This window comes from Pseudomonas sp. LBUM1668, from assembly GCF_059695715.1.
In genome coordinates this window covers 3776324-3793099 of the sequence record NZ_CP166787.1, presented here as the reverse complement: position 1 = coordinate 3793099, position 16776 = coordinate 3776324, and the positions used below count along the sequence as shown (strand labels likewise).

The following is a 16776-nucleotide window of genomic DNA, read 5'->3' as shown; positions in this document are numbered from 1 at the left end:
ATCTATGCTCCTTGAATAAAGATGGCACTCGCGCGGGCGGCGGCTGACTAAGTTGGGCTGGCGTGCATGGCGCCTGACTGACATGGACTGGACATGAACCAAAAAAGTATTCAATTCAAATCGCTGACGGTGTTGCTGTTACTGGTGACGGTGGCCTTCATCTGGATTCTGTTGCCGTTCTATGGCGCGGTGTTCTGGGCGGTGATCCTCGGCATTCTGTTCGCACCGATGCAGCGCAAATTGCAGATGAAATTCGGCTGGGAGCGCAACCTGACGTCGCTGTGCACGTTGAGCATCTGTCTGGTGATCGCGATTCTGCCGGTGATCATCATCAGCTTATTGCTGGTGCAGGAAGGCGCGTCGGTCTACAAGAATATCGAAAGCGGCGAGCTGGACATCGCGGCGTATCTGGCGCAGTTCAAACAGAGCTTGCCGCCGTATTTCCAGAACCTGCTGGACCGTTTCGGCATGGGTGAGCTGAATGGGTTGCGCGAGAAAATCGTCAAGTCGGCGATGCAGGGCAGCCAGGTGCTGGCGAGTCAGGCCTTCAGTTTTGGTCAGGGCACATTCGAATTCGTGGTGAGTTTTTTCATCATGCTCTATCTGTTGTTCTTCTTTTTGCGCGACGGCGCCGAACTGGCGCGCAAGGTGCGTACCGCCGTGCCGCTGGAGGAGAGCCACAAGCGTCGATTGCAGCTGAAGTTCAACCGCGTGGTGCGGGCGACGGTCAAGGGCAACCTGGTGGTCGCGATCACTCAAGGGGCTTTGGGCGGGGCGATTTTCTGGTTTCTCGATATCCCCAGCGCGTTGCTGTGGGCGGTATTGATGGCGTTTCTGTCGCTGTTGCCAGCGGTGGGGGCGGGGATTGTCTGGGCGCCGGTGGCGCTCTACTTCCTGCTCAGCGGGATGATCTGGCAGGGCGTCGTGCTGGGGTTGTTCGGCATCTTTGTGATCGGTCTGGTGGATAACGTGCTGCGGCCGATTCTGGTGGGCAAGGACACGCGGATGCCCGACTACATGATTCTGATCTCGACCCTCGGTGGCCTGGCAGTGTTCGGCTTGAACGGGTTTGTGATCGGACCTTTGATTGCCGCGCTGTTCATGTCCAGCTGGGCGCTGTTTATCGAAACCAAACCCAAGGTGCAGTTGCCTTAAACATGAAACCGCGCGCCGGCGACCTGTTGCGACAGTGCCTGCGCTGCCGGCAAGGACGTGAGCGGGCCGCTGATCGGCTCGCCGTCACGCATCAGATACCAACAGGCGAGCAATCCCAGCTCTCTGAGTGAGGCGGGAACGGCGCTGCCAACAACGGACATGATTTGAACCTGAGCCATGACAAGGACCTCCATCAATCGATGGCGCTACCTTAGGGACTCGGCGTTCTCAGGGACAATCAACGCTTTCGATAGTGGTCATTGATAACAGTGAGGGCTGTTTCAATCGACCACTTGATCAAGCATGTGCATCACTTCGCGCTCATTGAGCAGGCCTTTGTGCACAAGGTTCTCGGCCAGCAGCGAAAGAAACTTGGCGCAGCGGTGGCCTTCCAGGTGCTTGAGCTCGGTCAGCGCGCTGTACACCTTGCTGGAGGTGCACAAGCCGACGATGCGGTGCGGATTTTGTGTTGGCATGGAGTCGTCCTTGTTGTTATCAACCTGTTGTTTACGGACAGATTCAGCTTGCGGTTCCGTCATGACAATTAAATGACCGTTGTATGTTTTAACCCCAACGGTCAAATCCATCATGCCGACTTTAGCTGTTGAAACTGTCCTCACAGCGACCTTGGCGAGATTTTTTCAGACGCTGGCCGACCGACGGTCACAAAAAAGCCCCGCTATTAAAGCGGGGCTCTGTATTTCGGTTACCAGCGTGGGCCACCGTAGTAACCGTGTGGCCGGTCGTAATAACCCTGTGGCCGACCGTAATAACCGCGAGGCGGGCCGTAATAGACGGGCGCCTGTTGGATATACACCGGTTGCTGCACATACACCGGGGCCGGTTGGTAATAAACCGGTGGGGGCGGCTGTTGCACGTAAACCGGTTGGGGCTGAACGTAAACCGGCTGTTGCTGGACATACACCGGCCGATCCTGATTGATCAGCGCCGAGCCGATGATGGCCGAGCCGACGATCGCGCCAAACACCGCAGGGCCTTGCCAGCCATGGCCACCACCGGCATCTGCCTGTCCTGTGACCGCGAGTGCGCCAATCAACAGGGCCATAATGGGGAGTTTACGAATCATGATAATTCCTCGGTTCTTCGACCCGGCGGCAGGGCCTGAACCAGGCCCGCAGTCGTCGCGGGGATACTTCTAAGACAGCGTTTTTTTGAAATTCAGCACAGCCGCCGGGTAAATTTTGTGTAAGGTCTGTACCGTTTTCTTTACCGGGCGCTCAGCGGTAACGCCATCGCGTACAGACCCGCCAATATGATCGAACAGAACCCGATGGGCTGGCTAATCCCGTCCATCCGAAAGTGCGTTTGAAGGAGAAGTTTCATGCAGATGAACCCGAACAAAGACACCCAGTTGTGCATGTCCCTGTCCGCACGGCCTGGTAATTTCGGTCTGCGTTTTCATAACCACTTATATGAGCAGTTGGGCCTGAATTTCTATTACAAAGCCTTCGCCAGCAAGGATCTGACCGGCGCGGTCAGCGGGATTCGTGCGCTGAGCATTCGCGGCTGCGGTGTGTCGATGCCGTTCAAGGAGGCCAGTATTGCGCTGGTCGATGAACTGGATGCGTCGGCAGCGGCGATTCAGTCGATCAATACCATCGTCAACACCAATGGCCATCTCAAGGCTTACAACACTGACTACATCGCCATCGCACAATTGCTGGAAACCCACGCGGTGCTCAAGGCATCGACCTTCGCCCTGCGCGGCAGCGGCGGCATGGCCAAGGCTGTGGCCAGTGCCCTGCGCGATGGTGGTTACAAAAACGGCTTGATCGTCGCCCGTAACGAACGCGCCGGGCGTGCACTCGCGGACTCGCTGGGTTATCGCTGGCAGGCAGAGCTGGGTGATGAACGGCCGCAGATGCTGATCAACGTCACTCCGGTCGGGATGGACGGTGGCCCGGAAGCAGGGCAGCTGGCGTTTGAGCCTGAGGTGATCAAAGCGGCGGAGACTGTGTTTGATGTGGTGGCGATTCCATCGGAAACGCCGCTGATCGTGCGCGGACGGGCTGAAGGCAAACGAGTGATTACCGGGCTGGAGGTGATTGCGATCCAGGCGCTGGAGCAGTTTGTGCTTTATACGGGCGTCCGGCCGACTGAAGAGCAGTTTCAGGCGGCGGTGGAGTTTGCGCGTAGCTGAAAGTCATGCGGTGAGTGAGCTGGCCCCATCGCTGGCAAGCCAGCTCCCACATTGGGTCTTGGTGATACGCAGGTATTGTGTTTACCGGAGATCCCTGTGGGAGCTGGCTTGCCAGCGATGAAGTCACTGCGGTGTATCGGGTTGCCTATACTGCTTGGCCAGCAAGCACAGACTTGCCCACCACCCACAAAAACCGAGGTCAGCATGCCCCCGCGCATTCTCAATCTGCATCAGGTCGAACTCGAACCGCTGCCCGAAGCCCTTTCCCCTGAAGGCGAAACCGCCGCACGTTACCAGCAACGCTCAGCGCGGATAGGCCTGCAACTCGGTGCACAGAAACTCGGCTATCGCCTGTATGCACTGCCACCGGGCATGCGCGGCAGCCCGTTTCACAGCCATCGGGTCAATGAGGAAATGTTCTACGTGGTGGCCGGGGAGGGCGAGGTGCGTCTTGGCGCCGAGCGATTCCCGATCCGGGAAGGTGATGTGATTGCCTGCCCAGCGGGCGGCCCGGAGATGGCGCACCAGATCATCAATACCAGCGCGGGCGAACTGCGTTATCTGGCAGTCAGCACCCAGCAGCAGCCGGATATTTGCGAATACCCGGATTCGAACAAATATGCGGTGATGGACAACTTTGCGGTGGATGCTGAAGGCAATGCGTCAGGCTTTGTCGCCGTGGCGCGCCAGGCGGATGGGGTGGATTACTGGGATGGCGAGTAGTGCATAGATCCTTGTAGGAGTGAGCCTGCTCGCGATAGCGGTGGCACATTCGAAAGCTGTTTTCCGGACAAATCGCTATCGCGAGCAGGCTCACTCCTACAACGGTTCGGTGGTATTTACTCGAGGCGCGCCAGGCGCTCCTCCAGCGCCGCAATCCGCGCCTCCAGCTCTTCGATCCGCTCCACCGAAACACCGCCACCCGCGCCGCGTTCCTGAGGATTGTGTCGCGCCGCCAGAATGACCTCGATATCTGCCGGATCACCCAGCGCATGGGTGTAACGATCTTCGCGCTGCCCGGACTGACGTGGAATCAATACCGCCAGCCCGCGAGCAATCAGGCGCTCCAGTTGATGCAGCACCTGCTCGGCATCTTCGAAATCATGCATGCGCCCGCTGCGGGTCAGCAGTTCGTTGATGGTTTGCGGGCCGCGCAGAAACAGCAGCCCCGTCAGAATCACTTGCGCCGGCACCAGTTCCAGCGCCTTGTCGACCTTGTGCTCCCAGCGGTCGGCACGACTGCCCATGACCAGCTTGGCAAAACCGCGACCTTCGAGGGCGCGCAGGCTCTGGCCAACCTGGCCCTGGGTCAGGTTCATCACCGGTTCACGGCTGGTTTTCTGATTGCAGGCGGTGACCAGTGCGTTGAGGGTCAACGGGTAGGTTTCCGGGCTGGTCGCCTGTTTCTCGATCAACGAACCGAGGATACGGATTTCCGTGGCGTTAAGCCGTGGTTCGTCGAAGGTGGATTCTGGTTCGGTGGTCATCGCGCGTTCCCTCAGCAGTCGAAGGCGCCTAGCGTAATCCTTGCCAAACAAAAGGCAAGCCGTGTGGTCATCAAGCATGGCTATAATCGCCCCCATGTTCCACCCAGCCACTACATGAGACTGCCATGACCATTTCCCTGTACGCCGCATCCGTCCCGGTTTTTCAACAAATGCTCAACGCCCTGAGCGATGTCCTGAAAAAGGCTGAAGCCCACGCCACCGAGAAAAACATCGACCCGAACGCCTTCCTGCAAGCGCGCCTGTTCCCGGACATGTTCCCGCTGACCCGTCAGGTGCAGATTGCCGTGGACTTCGCCAAAGGTGTTTCGGCGCGTCTGGCTGAAGTCGAAATCCCGAAATACGACGATAGCGAAACCACCTTCGCCGAACTGCAAGCCTTGATCGCCAAGGTGCTGGCCTTCATCGGCGAGATCAAGCCTGAGCAGATCGATGGCAAGGAAGGTATCGAAATCGTCACCCGTCCGGGCACGCCGAAAGAGAAGCGCTTCAGTGGCCAGTCTTACCTGCTGACCTACGGTCTGCCGCAATTCTTCTTCCACGTCACCACCACTTACGCCTTGCTGCGTCATAACGGTGTTGAAGTGGGCAAACGCGATTACATGGGCGCGTTCTAAAACACTCGGCAACAAAAAAGCCCGCCAAGGTTTGCGCCTTGGCGGGCTTTTTAATGCTTTTTGTAGGAGTGAGCCTGCTCGCGATAGGGTCGTGTCAGCCACATTATCTTTGGAGGACACACCGCAATCGCGAGCAGGCTCACTCCTACAGGGGTTACGCGGTGCGTCGAGCTTTCTCTTCCTCACCCAGGCACGCCGCTGCGGTAAACAGCACGTCGGTGGAGGAGTTCAGCGCGGTCTCGGCGGAATCCTGCAGCACGCCAATAATGAAACCGACTGCAACCACCTGCATGGCGATCTCGCTTGGAATACCGAACAGGCTGCACGCCAGCGGGATCAGCAACAGCGAGCCACCGGCCACACCCGAGGCGCCGCAGGCGCAGATCGCGGCGACGACACTGAGCAGGATCGCCGTCGGAATATCCACGGCGATGCCCAGCGTGTGCACCGCGGCCAAAGTCAGCACGGTGATGGTAATCGCCGCGCCGGCCATGTTGATCGTCGCACCCAGTGGGATCGATACCGAGTACGTGTCTTCGTGCAGGCCCAGACGCTTGCTCAACTCCAGGTTGACCGGAATGTTCGCCGCCGAACTGCGAGTGAAGAATGCAGTGATGCCGCTTTCGCGCAGGCACTTGAGGGTCAGCGGATACGGGTTGCGACGCAGTTTCCAGAACACGATCAGCGGATTCATCACCAGCGCCACGAACAGCATGCAGCCCAGCAGCACCGCCAGCAGGTGCGCATATCCGAGCAGCGCGCCGAAACCGGACGTTGCCAGCGTCGATGCCACCAGCCCGAAGATCCCCAGCGGGGCGAAGCGAATCACCACGCGCACGATAACGGTGACGCCGTTGGACAGATCACCCAGCACTTCGCGGGTAGTATCGCCGGCATGACGAATCGCGATGCCCATGCCGATCGCCCAGGCCAGAATGCCGATGAAGTTGGCGTTCATCAGCGCGCTGACCGGGTTATCCACCACGCTCAGCAGCAGGCTTTGCAGTACTTCACCGATACCGCCCGGCGCCGTTACCGCAACGTTCTCGGTGGCCAGTACCAGATTCGACGGGAACGCCATGCTCGCGACCACTGCAACCACCGCCGCTGCGAACGTGCCCAGCAGGTAAAGGAACAGAATCGGACGGATGTGGGTTTCCTGGCCGTGCTTGTGGTTGGCGATCGACGCCATGACCAGCACGAACACCAGAATCGGCGCCACGGCTTTCAATGCCGAAACGAAAACCTTGCCGATAAAGGCCGTCGACTTCGCCGCTTCCGGCGCGAACATCGCCAAGGCGATACCGGCAATCAGGCCGATCACGATCTGCGTGACCAGGCTCAGGTTTTTCAAGCGTTGCATTAGAGAAGGGGATGAAGCGGTCATGACGGCATCTCTGTTTTTTTATTGGGTACAAGGTTGCGTGAGGCGGTGGCAAAACCAGGGCAGACCATCACCACGCAGCGAAAGTGTTGACGCAAATTCAACGTCCTTAAACAGGCCGCTGAACAGGTGTACGTTTTTCAGGGCGCGGACTTTATCACAGCGTAGGCCTTATCCTTCAGGCATGTGACGATCTGCCACCCGATCTGTCAGCAAGATAGACAGGTTTGTGCAAGTCAGCCCGGGCACACTCTGTTAAGATTGCGCATCCTCATTTTCAAGTTCTGCCAGCGGGCCTTCCGGTCATCGCTGGTGTCGTCGTTTCGTTGGAGTTTCCCATGCTGTTGCCCATCCTTCTGTTGTCCGCCGCCGGATTCACGGTGCTGACCACGGAATTCGTTATCGTCGGCCTGCTGCCGGCGATTGCCCGAGACCTCGAAGTCACCATCCCGCAGGCCGGTCTGCTGGTGACTCTATTCGCTTTTACCGTGGCGATGTTCGGCCCATTCTTGACCGCGTATTTCGCTCGTTTCGAACGGCGCAAGCTGTTTATCAGCATCCTGATCATGTTTGGTCTGGCCAATACGGTGGCGGCATTTGCGCCGAACATCTGGGTGATGGCAATTGCCCGTTTGATTCCGGCGCTGGGGCTGCCGGTGTTCTGGGCGCTGGCCAGTGAAACGGCGGTGGACATCGTCGGCCCGGACTTTGCCGGTCGCGCCATCGCCAAGATCGGCTTCGGCATTGTCTGCGCCACGGTGTTCGGCATTCCGGTCGGCACCTTGATATCCGATGCGTTCGGCTGGCGCAGCGCGTTTGGCATTCTGGCGGTGATCGCCTTTGCCAAGGCATTGCTGCTGTTTGTGTATCTGCCGAAAACCGATCTGCACCAGCATCAGGTCAGCTTCAGCTCGCAGTTCAAGATCTTGCGCAGCCCGCTGATGATCGGCCACGTCGTGCTGTCGATTCTGGTGTTCAGCGGCATGTTCACCGTTTACACCTATCTGGCCGACATCCTTGAGCGCCTCGCCGGTTTCAACGGCACAGTGGTCGGCTGGTGCCTGATGGGCTTCGGCGCGGTCGGCTTGATCGGCAACTCGTTGGGTGGTCGTGCAGTGGACCGCCATCCGTTGGGGGCGTCGGTGTTGTTCTGCGCGTTCATGATTGCCGGCATGGTGTCGCTGGTGCCGAACATTCATTCGCCGCTGGGTTTGACGGTGGCCATGGGGATCTGGGGCGTGACCCAGGCGGCATTGTTCCTGGTCAGCCATGTGCGCCTGATGAAAGCCGCGCCGGAAGCGCCGGCCTTCGCAGCATCGCTGAACATCGCCGGGGCCAACCTGGGGATCGGTCTGGGTGCGATGGTTGGCGGCCGGGTCATCGACAGCGCGGGCCTGGGCTTCCTCGGGTTTGCTGCCGCAGGGTTCATTCTGCTGTCGGTGTTCCTCGCCATGGTGCTCATGACGCTCAAGCCGCGCGACGTCTGCGCCGAGGCTTCATAACGCGGTAAACAGCTCGCGTCGGGCACCTTCGGTAATCGCAACGATGCCGGGGTGCTTGACCTTGCGCTCCACGGATATGGCATAGAACGACTCGGTCACCGCGTCGGTCTGGCCGATCAACTGAACGCCGTACTGGCGCTTCACTTCCTCGGCAATCACGCTGGGGCCGATAAAAATCCCGCTGCCGGATTGGCCGAATGCCTGCATCAAGGCACTGTCATCGAACTCGCCGACGATTTGCGGCTGGATCTGCTGCTCGGCAAACCAGCGCTGCAATCGACTGCGCACCACGGTTTCCGGTCCGGGAATCAACAGCGGTGCGCCGTGCAGACTGCGCGGAAAATCCTGACCGTAACGCGCAGCCAGTTCGGCGGTCGCGAAGAAACTGATCCCGCATTCACCGAGTTTCTGGCTGTAGCCCTTGATGTCGAGGTGCGACGGCATCGGGCTGTCGGAAATCACCAGATCCAGGCGCTGGATCGCCAGATCCGCCAGCAATCGCTCGAGTTTGTCTTCGCGGCAGGTAATGCGCAGCGGTTCGTTCAGCTCCATGGTCGGCGCGATCAGGCGATAGACGATGGACTTGGGCACCACATCGGCGACGCCCACGCGGAACAGGATCTGCTGCTCATTGGGCTGGGCGCGCAGCATCAGTTCTAGTTCGCCGCCCAGTTGAAACATCTGCTCGGCGAAAGGCAGGGCCTGACGTCCGGCTTCGGTGAGCTCCAGTTGCCGGCCAACCCGTCTGAACAATTCAATGCCATACGTTTGCTCGAGCAGCGAAATCTGCCCGCTGATGGTTTGTGGCGTCAGGTTCAGCTGCTCGCAGGCACGCACGATGCTGCCGGTCTTGGCGACCACCCAGAAATAATGCAGTTGACGGTAATTGAGCATCGACTCGCTTCCCCTGTAGGAGCTGCCGAAGGCTGCGATCTTTTGATGTTGCTGTGTAAAAACAAGATCAAAAGATCGCAGCCTTCGGCAGCTCCTGCATTAGTGATGTTTGGGTTCGTAAAAACCGAAGTATAGCCGCTAAAAATACGAATTTTCCTGAAGTGTTTGGCTCCCTAGAATGCCCAGCCATTGAGGGTCGGTCTGTGACCCTGACTGTTTATTCGAAGGAAGCCTCATGAAATACACATTCCCTGTTTTGATGTTTACGTCTTTACTGGTTTTGACCGGCTGCGATCAGGCCGAGAAAAGCGCTCAGCAGTTGATGGGCAAAGCGGCCGAAAGCGCCAAGCAAGCCATCGACGACACCCACAAAGCTGCCGAGCAAGCACTCAGCGACGCCACTGGCGGGCTGATCGAGAAAAAAGAACCATCGGAAAAAGACTCGGAAACTTCCGAATCTTCCTCCAAGACCATCTAAATCGTCTTACACAGAGTCAGGACTGACCCATGGAATATCTGTTAGAACTCGCCGCCAGCCCCACCGCCTGGGTTGCCTTGGCCACACTGGTCGTGATGGAAATCGTGCTCGGCATCGATAACCTGATCTTCATTTCGATTCTGACCAACAAGTTGCCTGAGCAGCATCGCCAGAAAGCGCGGCGTATTGGTATCGGTATGGCGTTGATTCTGCGTCTGGCGCTGTTGAGCACCATCGCGTTCATCGTGCAGTTGACTGAGCCTGTGATTGAAATCCTTGGCCAGGCCTTCTCCTGGAAGGACATGATCCTGATTGCCGGTGGTCTGTTCCTGGTCTGGAAAGCCACAACCGAGATCCATCACAGCATGGACCCGGCGCCGGAAGACCCGAAGTCGGCCACCTCGACTGTCACGCTGGGCTTCGCTGCCGCGATCGGCCAGATCCTGTTGCTCGATATGGTGTTCTCGATCGACAGCATCATCACTGCGGTCGGCATGACCGAGCACTTGCCGATCATGATCATCGCGGTTGTTGTGTCGGTGCTGGTGATGTTGCTGGCGGCTGATCCACTGGCCAAGTTCATCAACGACAACCCGACGGTGGTGATGCTGGCTCTGGGCTTCCTGATCATGATCGGCATGACGCTGATCGCCGAAGGCTTCGGCGCCCATGTACCGAAAGGTTATGTGTATGCGGCCATGGCGTTCTCGGCCGGGATTGAAGTGCTGAACATGTTGTCGCGTCGTGCCAGGCAGAAGAAGCTGGCTGTGCAGGCGTAATAGCTGAAAGACAAAAGGCCGCTTGAACTCTGAGAGTTCAGGCGGTTTTTTTTCGACTGAAGACTTGTGGTGTCTATTCGAGCAGGCCCCTCACCCTAGCTCTCTCCCCCAGGGAGAGGGCTAGGGTGAGGGGGCTTTTAGCTTTTAATGCACTGTCGCGTGGCGTACGCGTTGCTCTTCTGCCTTTTCCACCAGCGTGGTTTGGACAGGATGATGATGACGCCGCGCAATTCGCAGCACTCCCCAAAGCATGGCGGTGGCCACAGCCAGCCAGCCGGCAATCAACATTACGATGGTCATGGTCAGGCTCATCAGTGCCTCCTCTTTGCCCTGCATCGGGCGCCCACTTTTTCAGTTCGCTCTGTCTCAGTGACAGTCTAGTCACTGGGGTGTTTCAAGCTATTGACCAAAGGTCGGTGATGACCAATCAGTTCGCTCTATGCAATCGACGTGTCTGCGCTTTAAGGCTATACCGCAGCCTTGCGGCGTCCTATGATCCTTGACCTTGCCGGAACACGACGACCGGCGTCTGAACAGAGAGTGACAAAGGTGCAGGTATTTTCTCGAATTCGTGCGGCGCTGCTGGTGGCCGGATGCGCGGCCGTGATGGTCGGGTGCGCGGGCAGTGTCGCGCCGCAGGTCAAGCGACTGCCGGAGCGGGTCGAGCTTAGCGGCACCTTCTATCGGGGCGAGGCCAATCAAAGCGGCCCGCAGGTGTTGGCCAGTCTGTTGTCGCAGCAAGGCATCGTGATCACGCCGGGGTTGTTGGAAAAACCGCTGCACCTGCCGGGTGCCGAGGACAAGCTGCAACAGAACATCCAGAATCTGGCCCGGGAATACGGCATGGTTGTCTATCCGCTGGACAAGAGCTTGCCCGCTTTGTTGACTCAGGTTGCTGCAGGTTTTCCGGTAATGGTGCGGTTCAGCGAAGGTTCGGCATTCTGGGCTGAGCCGCGTTACGCCATCCTTTCCGGCTACGACCGCAATAAACAGAAGGTGCTGCTGCGCGCGGGCATGAACCGTCGCGAGTTGATGAGCTTCAGCGCCTTTGAGGCTGCTTTCGAGAAGTCAGGCGGCTGGGCGATCCTGATCCAGAAACCCGCGCAGATTCCTGCGGACGTGGATCGCCAGCGCTGGCTCAAGGCTGCCGACGAGTTGTCCCAGGCCGGTCAGGAACCCGAAGCGGCGCAAGCGCGTAAGGCTCTGGTCGCGCACTGAGTCTCCGTTCGTCATCTGCCGGGCACGACTGCGCCCGGCAGGCCTCTGAAGATGACAACCCGTTGTTCACGGGTGAACAAGGAGGCGACATGACAGATTCTCGATCCCCGCAAGGCCCGCATTCTTCCGAGCATTCCTCAGGCGATGACCTGGGGTTTGATCCGGATTCGCCGGATGTCGCCGATCCACAAGTTGATCCTGTAGGTCCCGCCAAGGCACCGCTGGATGTGGAGCCCGGTGAAGAAGAAAAGAAACCGGCCAAACCCTACGATCCCTTAGCCGATCTGAAACCTTGATGTGAGGTGCGTATGAGTACCGATTCAAGCTTCGATGACCAAAAGCCCGACAGCGTGCCGACGACGCCTGAGGAGGGCGTTGATCCGGTGCTCGATCCGGACAGTCCGATGCGCGATCCAATGGCCCGGCCCTTGGTGGCGCCTGGGCTGGCACCGGATCCGAGCAGGGGAGATGGCATTCCTGACGATGACAAGATGCCGCTGCCTAACGACTGACGCGCCCAGATGAAAAAAGCCCCGAAGATTCGGGGCTTTTTGTTTTTATACATTTTACTTGGAGGCTTCGACCACGCCACTCTGGCGGCTCTTGAGGTTTTTATCGGCCTTGTATTGTTGAGCCACCGCTGGAACGCTGGCGCTCTTGCCCGTCTCGACCCAGCTGCGGATGCGGCTGGCATCGGCAAAATGCGTGTATTTGCCGAATGCATCAAGAATCACCAGCGCCACCTGGCGATTGCCCATGCTTGTCACCAGCACCAGACAATGCCCGGCCTGATTGGTGAAGCCGGTCTTGGTAATCTTGATGTTCCAGTTGTCCTTGTTCACCAAATGGTCGGTGTTACGAAAACCCAGGGTGTAGTTGGGTTTGCGGAACGCTACGGTTTTTTCCTTGGTGGTGGTCAACTGAACAAGCAGCGGTTGCTTGTGCGCCGCTATCAGCAATTTGCTCAAGTCACGCGCGGTGGATACGTTGCGCGGCGACAGACCGGTCGGCTCGACAAAGTGAGTGCTGGTCATGCCCAGTGCTTTTGCCTTGGCATTCATCGCCGCGATAAACGCTGCGTAACCACCCGGGTAATGATGCGCCAGGCTTGCAGCAGCGCGGTTTTCCGAAGACATCAGGGCAATCAGCAGCATCTCGCGGCGCGGCAGTTCACTCTTCAGTTTGACTCGGGAGAACACGCCGCGCATTTCCGGCGTGCTGCTGATATCGACATTGATCCATTCGTCCATGTTCTGTCGGGCTTCAACCACTACCAGTCCAGTCATCAGCTTACTGACGGAAGCGATCGGCACGATCACGTCAGGATTGCTGGAGTAGATGACCTTGTTGGTCTGCATATCCATGAGCAGTGCGCTGCCGGAAGCGATCTTCAGTGTCGAAGCGTCACGTGGGGCAGCGGTGGTTTCCGCAGCGTTGATCGTTGGCGTGATGAATGTGCCTGTAAATGCAAAAAACAGGCTCAGAATCGAAAGACGAATTTTCACGCGGGCGAACTCATAAAAGTTGGATATTCCGTTAGTTTGTAACGGGTTATTTCTTCAAAGCGTCGCATTCTAGGAGTATGGCTGAAGATCTGTCGATGGTTGTTTGGATGACCTGAAAATCTCGTGAAAAGACCTGTAAAAAGAGGGGTTTCCGGCGAACGGTTAGTGTTTTTTCTCACGCATGAAAAACCCCGCACGAGGCGGGGTTTGAATACTGCGAAAAAACCGACTTACGCGTGCAGGGTTTCTGCCGCGTAGAGGGTGTTTTCCAGCAGGCAGGCGCGAGTCATCGGGCCGACGCCACCCGGCACTGGAGTGATCCAGCCGGCGCGGGGCAGGGCGGTTTCGTAGACAACGTCACCGACCAGTTTGCCGTCGTCCTGACGGTTGATGCCGACGTCGATCACGATCGCGCCTTCCTTGATCCACTCGCCCTTGACCAGGCCCGGCTTGCCGGCCGCCACGACCACCAGATCGGCACGGCCAACATGGCCGGCCAGATCCTTGGTGAAGCGGTGTGTCACGGTCACGGTGCAACCGGCCAGCAGCAGTTCCATCGCCATCGGGCGACCCACAATATTGGAGGCGCCGACAACCACCGCATCCATGCCATAAAGATCAGCACCGGTGCTTTCCAGCAAGGTAATGATGCCTTTTGGCGTGCATGGGCGCAGCAGCGGGATGCGCTGTGCCAGACGACCGACGTTATAAGGGTGGAAACCGTCTACGTCTTTGTCCGGGCGGATACGCTCCAGCAGTTTGGAAGCGTCCAGATGCTCGGGCAGCGGCAGCTGAAGCAGAATGCCGTCGATGGCCGGATCGTCGTTAAGACGGTCGACCAGATCGGTCAGCGCTTGCTGAGTGGTGTCAGAGGGCAGGTCGTAGGCTTGCGAGAGGAAGCCGACCTCTTCACAGTCTTTACGCTTGTGCGAGACATAAACCTGAGAGGCAGGATCGCTGCCGACCAGGATCACCGCGAGGCCGGGAGTGCGCAGGCCTTGCTGGCGACGCTCGGCAACTCGTTTGGCGATCTGCTGGCGCAGGCTGGCGGCGATCGATTTGCCGTCGATTAGTTGTGCAGTCATTGCGCGTGATTAACCATCGAGAGGGGAAAAAATGAGAACGCATTCTCGCATGTCGGGCGGTGAGGGCAAAGGCGCTTGGTCAGCAAATTCCCCTAACTCCTTTAATTAAATGAATTTTTTTCAAAAAGGATTTGACGACCTTTGGAGCGCTCTATACTATTCGTCGCACTTGTCGGGCACAGCCTAGCACTGGTTAAGAAGGTAAAGCGGGATCAACGTTCCGTGGCACTGGAAAGCACTTAGTTTGTAGTCCTTTAAGAGTACAGATTAATAAGGCGCCCGTAGCTCAGCTGGATAGAGCATCCGCCTTCTAAGCGGATGGTCGCAGGTTCGAGTCCTGCCGGGTGCGCCATTAGGCAGCTTTGGCACAAGTAACGCGATATGGTGGGCGTAGCTCAGTTGGTAGAGCACGGGATTGTGACTCCCGTTGTCGTGGGTTCGATCCCCATCGTCCACCCCATATTTCGAAAAGCGCCAGATTTAACGGTCTGGCGTTTTTGTTTCAAAAGCTTCATCCGCGGATGTGGTGGAATTGGTAGACACACTGGATTTAGGTTCCAGCGCCGCAAGGCGTAAGAGTTCGAGTCTCTTCATCCGCACCAATTAAAGCTTCATTCATGCCTTTGGGCTGGTGAGGTTCAACAAAGAAGTTGTTTGGCTTTTTTGTTACGCAATATGGTGGGCGTAGCTCAGTTGGTAGAGCACGGGATTGTGACTCCCGTTGTCGTGGGTTCGATCCCCATCGTCCACCCCATATTTCGAAAGGCGCCAGATTTAACAGTCTGGCGCCTTTTTTGTTTTAGCGATTTGAAAAGTCGGCGATTGCCGGTTTCGAGTCGCAAGGGCAGGGCGCTTCGTCGAATTTATATTGCTCGATGATTCTGTGTTGCTCGTCGAGCTTGCTTGCAAGGTCGGCCGTCAGGGAATGATTGTTCACCGCTTCTATATATAGAAGAGGTCGGCGCAGAGCCCTGGCGTGATTGGTTGTATTCGCCTCGGGGGCGCGACGCATCCGTGCATCGGCTCCTATAAATTGCCTGCTGTTTTTTTACCCGTTTTCAGTAGGGTGACTTCTTGAGTTTGACCCACTAGAATGCATGCCCTTGATTCTGGGGTCGGAAACGGCCGGCTAACGTCTGTGCAACGAGGAATATCCATGCAAGTTTCTGTTGAAAATACTACTGCTCTTGAGCGCCGCATGAGCGTCACCGTGCCGGCTGAGCGTATTGAGAGCCAGGTCAACAAGCGTCTGCAGCAGACTGCCCAAAAGGCCAAGATTGCTGGCTTCCGTCCAGGCAAAGTGCCAATGAGCGAAATCAAGCGCCGTTTCGGTGCTGATGCTCGTCAGGAAGCTGTTGGTGACGTCATCCAATCCTCCTTCTACGAAGCTGTGGTTGAGCAGAAGCTGAACCCGGCTGGTTCGCCTGCAATCGAGCCTAAGTCGCTTGAAGCTGGCAAGGATCTGGAATACGTTGCCGTATTCGAAGTGTTCCCTGAGTTCACCGTTGCCGGTTTCGAAGGCATCACTGTCGAGCGCCTGAGCGCTGACGTGGCTGACGCTGACCTGGACAAAATGCTCGACATCCTGCGCAAGCAGAACACCCGTTTTGAAGTGGCCGATCGTGCTGCCCAGAACGAAGACCAGCTGAACATCGATTTCGTTGGCAAGGTTGACGGCGAAGTGTTTGCTGGCGGTTCCGCCAAGGGCACTCAGCTGGTACTGGGTTCCGGCCGCATGATCCCGGGCTTCGAAGATGGCCTGGTTGGTGCTAAAGCGGGCGAAGAGCGCGTTCTGAACCTGACCTTCCCTGAGGACTATCAGAACCTGGACCTGGCCGGCAAAACCGCCGAGTTCACCGTTACTGTAAACACTGTTTCCGAGCCAAAGCTGCCTGAGCTGAACGAAGAATTCTTCGCTCAATTCGGTATCAAGGAAAGCGGCATCGACGGTTTCCGCACCGAAGTTCGCAAGAACATGGAGCGTGAACTGCGTCAGGCGATCAAATCCAAGGTCAAGAATCAGGTAATGGACGGTCTGCTGGCCACCAACCCGATCGAAGTGCCAAAGGCTCTGCTGTCCAACGAAGTTGACCGTCTGCGCGTGCAGGCTGTTCAGCAGTTCGGTGGCAACATCAAGCCTGACCAACTGCCGGCCGAGCTGTTCGAAGAGCAAGCCAAGCGCCGCGTCGTGCTGGGTCTGATCGTGGCTGAAGTGGTCAAGCAGTTCGACCTCAAGCCTGACGAAGCCCGCGTACGTGAAATGATTCAGGAAATGGCTTCGGCCTACCAAGAGCCTGAGCAGGTTGTGTCCTGGTACTACAAGAACGACCAGCAACTGAACGAAGTTCGTTCGGTTGTGCTGGAAGAGCAAGTTGTGGATACTGTTCTGCAGAAAGCTAGCGTGACCGACAAATCGGTCTCTTACGAAGAAGCGGTCAAGCCGGTAGAAGCTCCAACAGCCGACTGATTGTTTTTGCGTTAAGAAGTGCTCAC

21 protein-coding genes and 4 tRNA genes are annotated in these 16776 nt (G+C 57.5%); 15 read left to right on the top strand and 10 right to left on the bottom strand.

The window, feature by feature from the left end:
- Positions 1–93 precede the first annotated feature (93 nt).
- Positions 94–1155 carry an AI-2E family transporter gene (locus ACA061_RS17020; RefSeq protein WP_150605386.1) on the top strand — a complete coding sequence of 354 codons (1062 nt, stop codon included), beginning with the start codon at positions 94–96 and terminating at the stop codon, positions 1153–1155.
- On the opposite strand, the gene ACA061_RS17015 is transcribed toward ACA061_RS17020, so the two are convergent.
- The 3 genes from ACA061_RS17015 to ACA061_RS17005 all read right to left on the bottom strand — a co-directional run bounded on the left by ACA061_RS17015 (position 1152) and on the right by ACA061_RS17005 (position 2242).
- Complete coding sequence (locus tag ACA061_RS17015; RefSeq protein WP_150618313.1) at positions 1152–1334, bottom strand: hypothetical protein; 183 nt, start codon at positions 1332–1334, stop codon at positions 1152–1154. The two genes, ACA061_RS17020 and ACA061_RS17015, sit on opposite strands and share 4 nt — an antisense overlap.
- 102 nt (positions 1335–1436) lie before the next feature.
- Complete coding sequence (locus ACA061_RS17010; RefSeq protein ID WP_016984641.1) at positions 1437–1631, bottom strand: hypothetical protein; 195 nt, start codon at positions 1629–1631, stop codon at positions 1437–1439.
- A 230-nt stretch (positions 1632–1861) separates the two neighbouring features.
- Positions 1862–2242, bottom strand: a complete 381-nt coding sequence (locus ACA061_RS17005; RefSeq protein WP_497299675.1) for a hypothetical protein — start codon at positions 2240–2242, stop codon at positions 1862–1864.
- A gap of 255 nt (positions 2243–2497) precedes the next feature.
- On the opposite strand from ACA061_RS17005, the gene ACA061_RS17000 reads away from it, so the two are divergent.
- Together ACA061_RS17000 and ACA061_RS16995 are read left to right on the top strand one after the other, a co-directional pair.
- Complete coding sequence (locus ACA061_RS17000) at positions 2498–3316, top strand: shikimate 5-dehydrogenase (protein WP_497299674.1); 819 nt, start codon at positions 2498–2500, stop codon at positions 3314–3316.
- A gap of 204 nt (positions 3317–3520) precedes the next feature.
- The gene (locus tag ACA061_RS16995; protein WP_150605382.1) at positions 3521–4039 is read left to right on the top strand and encodes a cupin domain-containing protein; all 519 of its coding nucleotides are present in this window, start codon (positions 3521–3523) and stop codon (positions 4037–4039) included.
- Between the two features lie 116 nt (positions 4040–4155).
- Here the strand turns inward: ACA061_RS16995 and ACA061_RS16990 are convergent, their stop codons facing one another.
- A complete protein-coding gene (locus tag ACA061_RS16990; RefSeq protein WP_497299673.1) occupies positions 4156–4803 on the bottom strand; it encodes a YceH family protein in 648 nt (215 codons plus the stop codon).
- 125 nt (positions 4804–4928) lie between these two features.
- On the opposite strand from ACA061_RS16990, the gene ACA061_RS16985 reads away from it, so the two are divergent.
- Positions 4929–5438: a DUF1993 domain-containing protein gene (locus tag ACA061_RS16985; RefSeq protein WP_150605380.1), complete on the top strand. Its 510-nt coding sequence runs from the start codon at positions 4929–4931 to the stop codon at positions 5436–5438.
- 154 nt (positions 5439–5592) lie between these two features.
- On the opposite strand, the gene sstT is transcribed toward ACA061_RS16985, so the two are convergent.
- On the bottom strand, positions 5593–6825 hold the full coding sequence (gene sstT, locus ACA061_RS16980) for a serine/threonine transporter SstT (protein ID WP_497299672.1): 1233 nt from the start codon (positions 6823–6825) through the stop codon (positions 5593–5595).
- A gap of 335 nt (positions 6826–7160) precedes the next feature.
- On the opposite strand from sstT, the gene ACA061_RS16975 reads away from it, so the two are divergent.
- On the top strand, positions 7161–8324 hold the full coding sequence (locus tag ACA061_RS16975) for an MFS transporter (RefSeq protein WP_150605378.1): 1164 nt from the start codon (positions 7161–7163) through the stop codon (positions 8322–8324).
- On the opposite strand, the gene nhaR is transcribed toward ACA061_RS16975, so the two are convergent.
- Entirely contained in the window at positions 8319–9218 is a 900-nt protein-coding gene (nhaR, locus tag ACA061_RS16970; RefSeq protein WP_150605377.1) for a transcriptional activator NhaR, read from the bottom strand. The two genes, ACA061_RS16975 and nhaR, sit on opposite strands and share 6 nt — an antisense overlap.
- Before the next feature lie 235 nt (positions 9219–9453).
- On the opposite strand from nhaR, the gene ACA061_RS16965 reads away from it, so the two are divergent.
- Complete coding sequence (locus ACA061_RS16965) at positions 9454–9696, top strand: hypothetical protein (protein WP_150605376.1); 243 nt, start codon at positions 9454–9456, stop codon at positions 9694–9696.
- A 29-nt stretch (positions 9697–9725) separates the two neighbouring features.
- Positions 9726–10475, top strand: coding sequence for a TerC family protein (locus ACA061_RS16960; protein ID WP_150605375.1), 750 nt, complete (start codon positions 9726–9728; stop codon positions 10473–10475).
- 144 nt (positions 10476–10619) lie between these two features.
- Here the strand turns inward: ACA061_RS16960 and ACA061_RS16955 are convergent, their stop codons facing one another.
- Positions 10620–10787, bottom strand: coding sequence for a hypothetical protein (locus ACA061_RS16955; RefSeq protein WP_210699713.1), 168 nt, complete (start codon positions 10785–10787; stop codon positions 10620–10622).
- Between the two features lie 180 nt (positions 10788–10967).
- On the opposite strand from ACA061_RS16955, the gene ACA061_RS16950 reads away from it, so the two are divergent.
- The 3 genes from ACA061_RS16950 to ACA061_RS16940 all read left to right on the top strand — a co-directional run bounded on the left by ACA061_RS16950 (position 10968) and on the right by ACA061_RS16940 (position 12205).
- Positions 10968–11693: a C39 family peptidase gene (locus ACA061_RS16950; protein WP_150618318.1), complete on the top strand. Its 726-nt coding sequence runs from the start codon at positions 10968–10970 to the stop codon at positions 11691–11693.
- An 89-nt stretch (positions 11694–11782) separates the two neighbouring features.
- Positions 11783–11989, top strand: coding sequence for a DUF6021 family protein (locus ACA061_RS16945; RefSeq protein WP_150605373.1), 207 nt, complete (start codon positions 11783–11785; stop codon positions 11987–11989).
- 12 nt (positions 11990–12001) lie between these two features.
- Positions 12002–12205, top strand: a complete 204-nt coding sequence (locus tag ACA061_RS16940; RefSeq protein WP_150605372.1) for a hypothetical protein — start codon at positions 12002–12004, stop codon at positions 12203–12205.
- A gap of 54 nt (positions 12206–12259) precedes the next feature.
- On the opposite strand, the gene pbpG is transcribed toward ACA061_RS16940, so the two are convergent.
- Together pbpG and folD are read right to left on the bottom strand one after the other, a co-directional pair.
- Entirely contained in the window at positions 12260–13198 is a 939-nt protein-coding gene (gene pbpG, locus ACA061_RS16935; protein ID WP_210553109.1) for a D-alanyl-D-alanine endopeptidase, read from the bottom strand.
- Positions 13199–13428: 230 nt separating this feature from the next.
- Positions 13429–14283, bottom strand: coding sequence for a bifunctional methylenetetrahydrofolate dehydrogenase/methenyltetrahydrofolate cyclohydrolase FolD (gene folD / locus ACA061_RS16930; RefSeq protein WP_150605370.1), 855 nt, complete (start codon positions 14281–14283; stop codon positions 13429–13431).
- Positions 14284–14558: 275 nt separating this feature from the next.
- On the opposite strand from folD, the gene ACA061_RS16925 reads away from it, so the two are divergent.
- The 4 genes from ACA061_RS16925 to ACA061_RS16910 all read left to right on the top strand — a co-directional run bounded on the left by ACA061_RS16925 (position 14559) and on the right by ACA061_RS16910 (position 15037).
- Positions 14559–14635 (top strand) — tRNA-Arg (locus tag ACA061_RS16925).
- Positions 14636–14667: 32 nt separating this feature from the next.
- Positions 14668–14743: transfer RNA gene (locus ACA061_RS16920), tRNA-His, on the top strand.
- Between the two features lie 57 nt (positions 14744–14800).
- Positions 14801–14885, top strand: a tRNA-Leu gene (locus ACA061_RS16915).
- Positions 14886–14961: 76 nt separating this feature from the next.
- A tRNA-His gene (locus ACA061_RS16910) sits at positions 14962–15037 on the top strand.
- A gap of 45 nt (positions 15038–15082) precedes the next feature.
- On the opposite strand, the gene ACA061_RS16905 is transcribed toward ACA061_RS16910, so the two are convergent.
- Positions 15083–15295 carry a hypothetical protein gene (locus tag ACA061_RS16905; RefSeq protein ID WP_210699714.1) on the bottom strand — a complete coding sequence of 71 codons (213 nt, stop codon included), beginning with the start codon at positions 15293–15295 and terminating at the stop codon, positions 15083–15085.
- 144 nt (positions 15296–15439) lie between these two features.
- Here ACA061_RS16905 and tig point away from each other — a divergent pair, with 144 nt between their 5' ends.
- Positions 15440–16750, top strand: a complete 1311-nt coding sequence (tig, locus tag ACA061_RS16900; RefSeq protein WP_042559949.1) for a trigger factor — start codon at positions 15440–15442, stop codon at positions 16748–16750.
- The last annotated feature ends 26 nt before the right edge of the window (positions 16751–16776 follow it).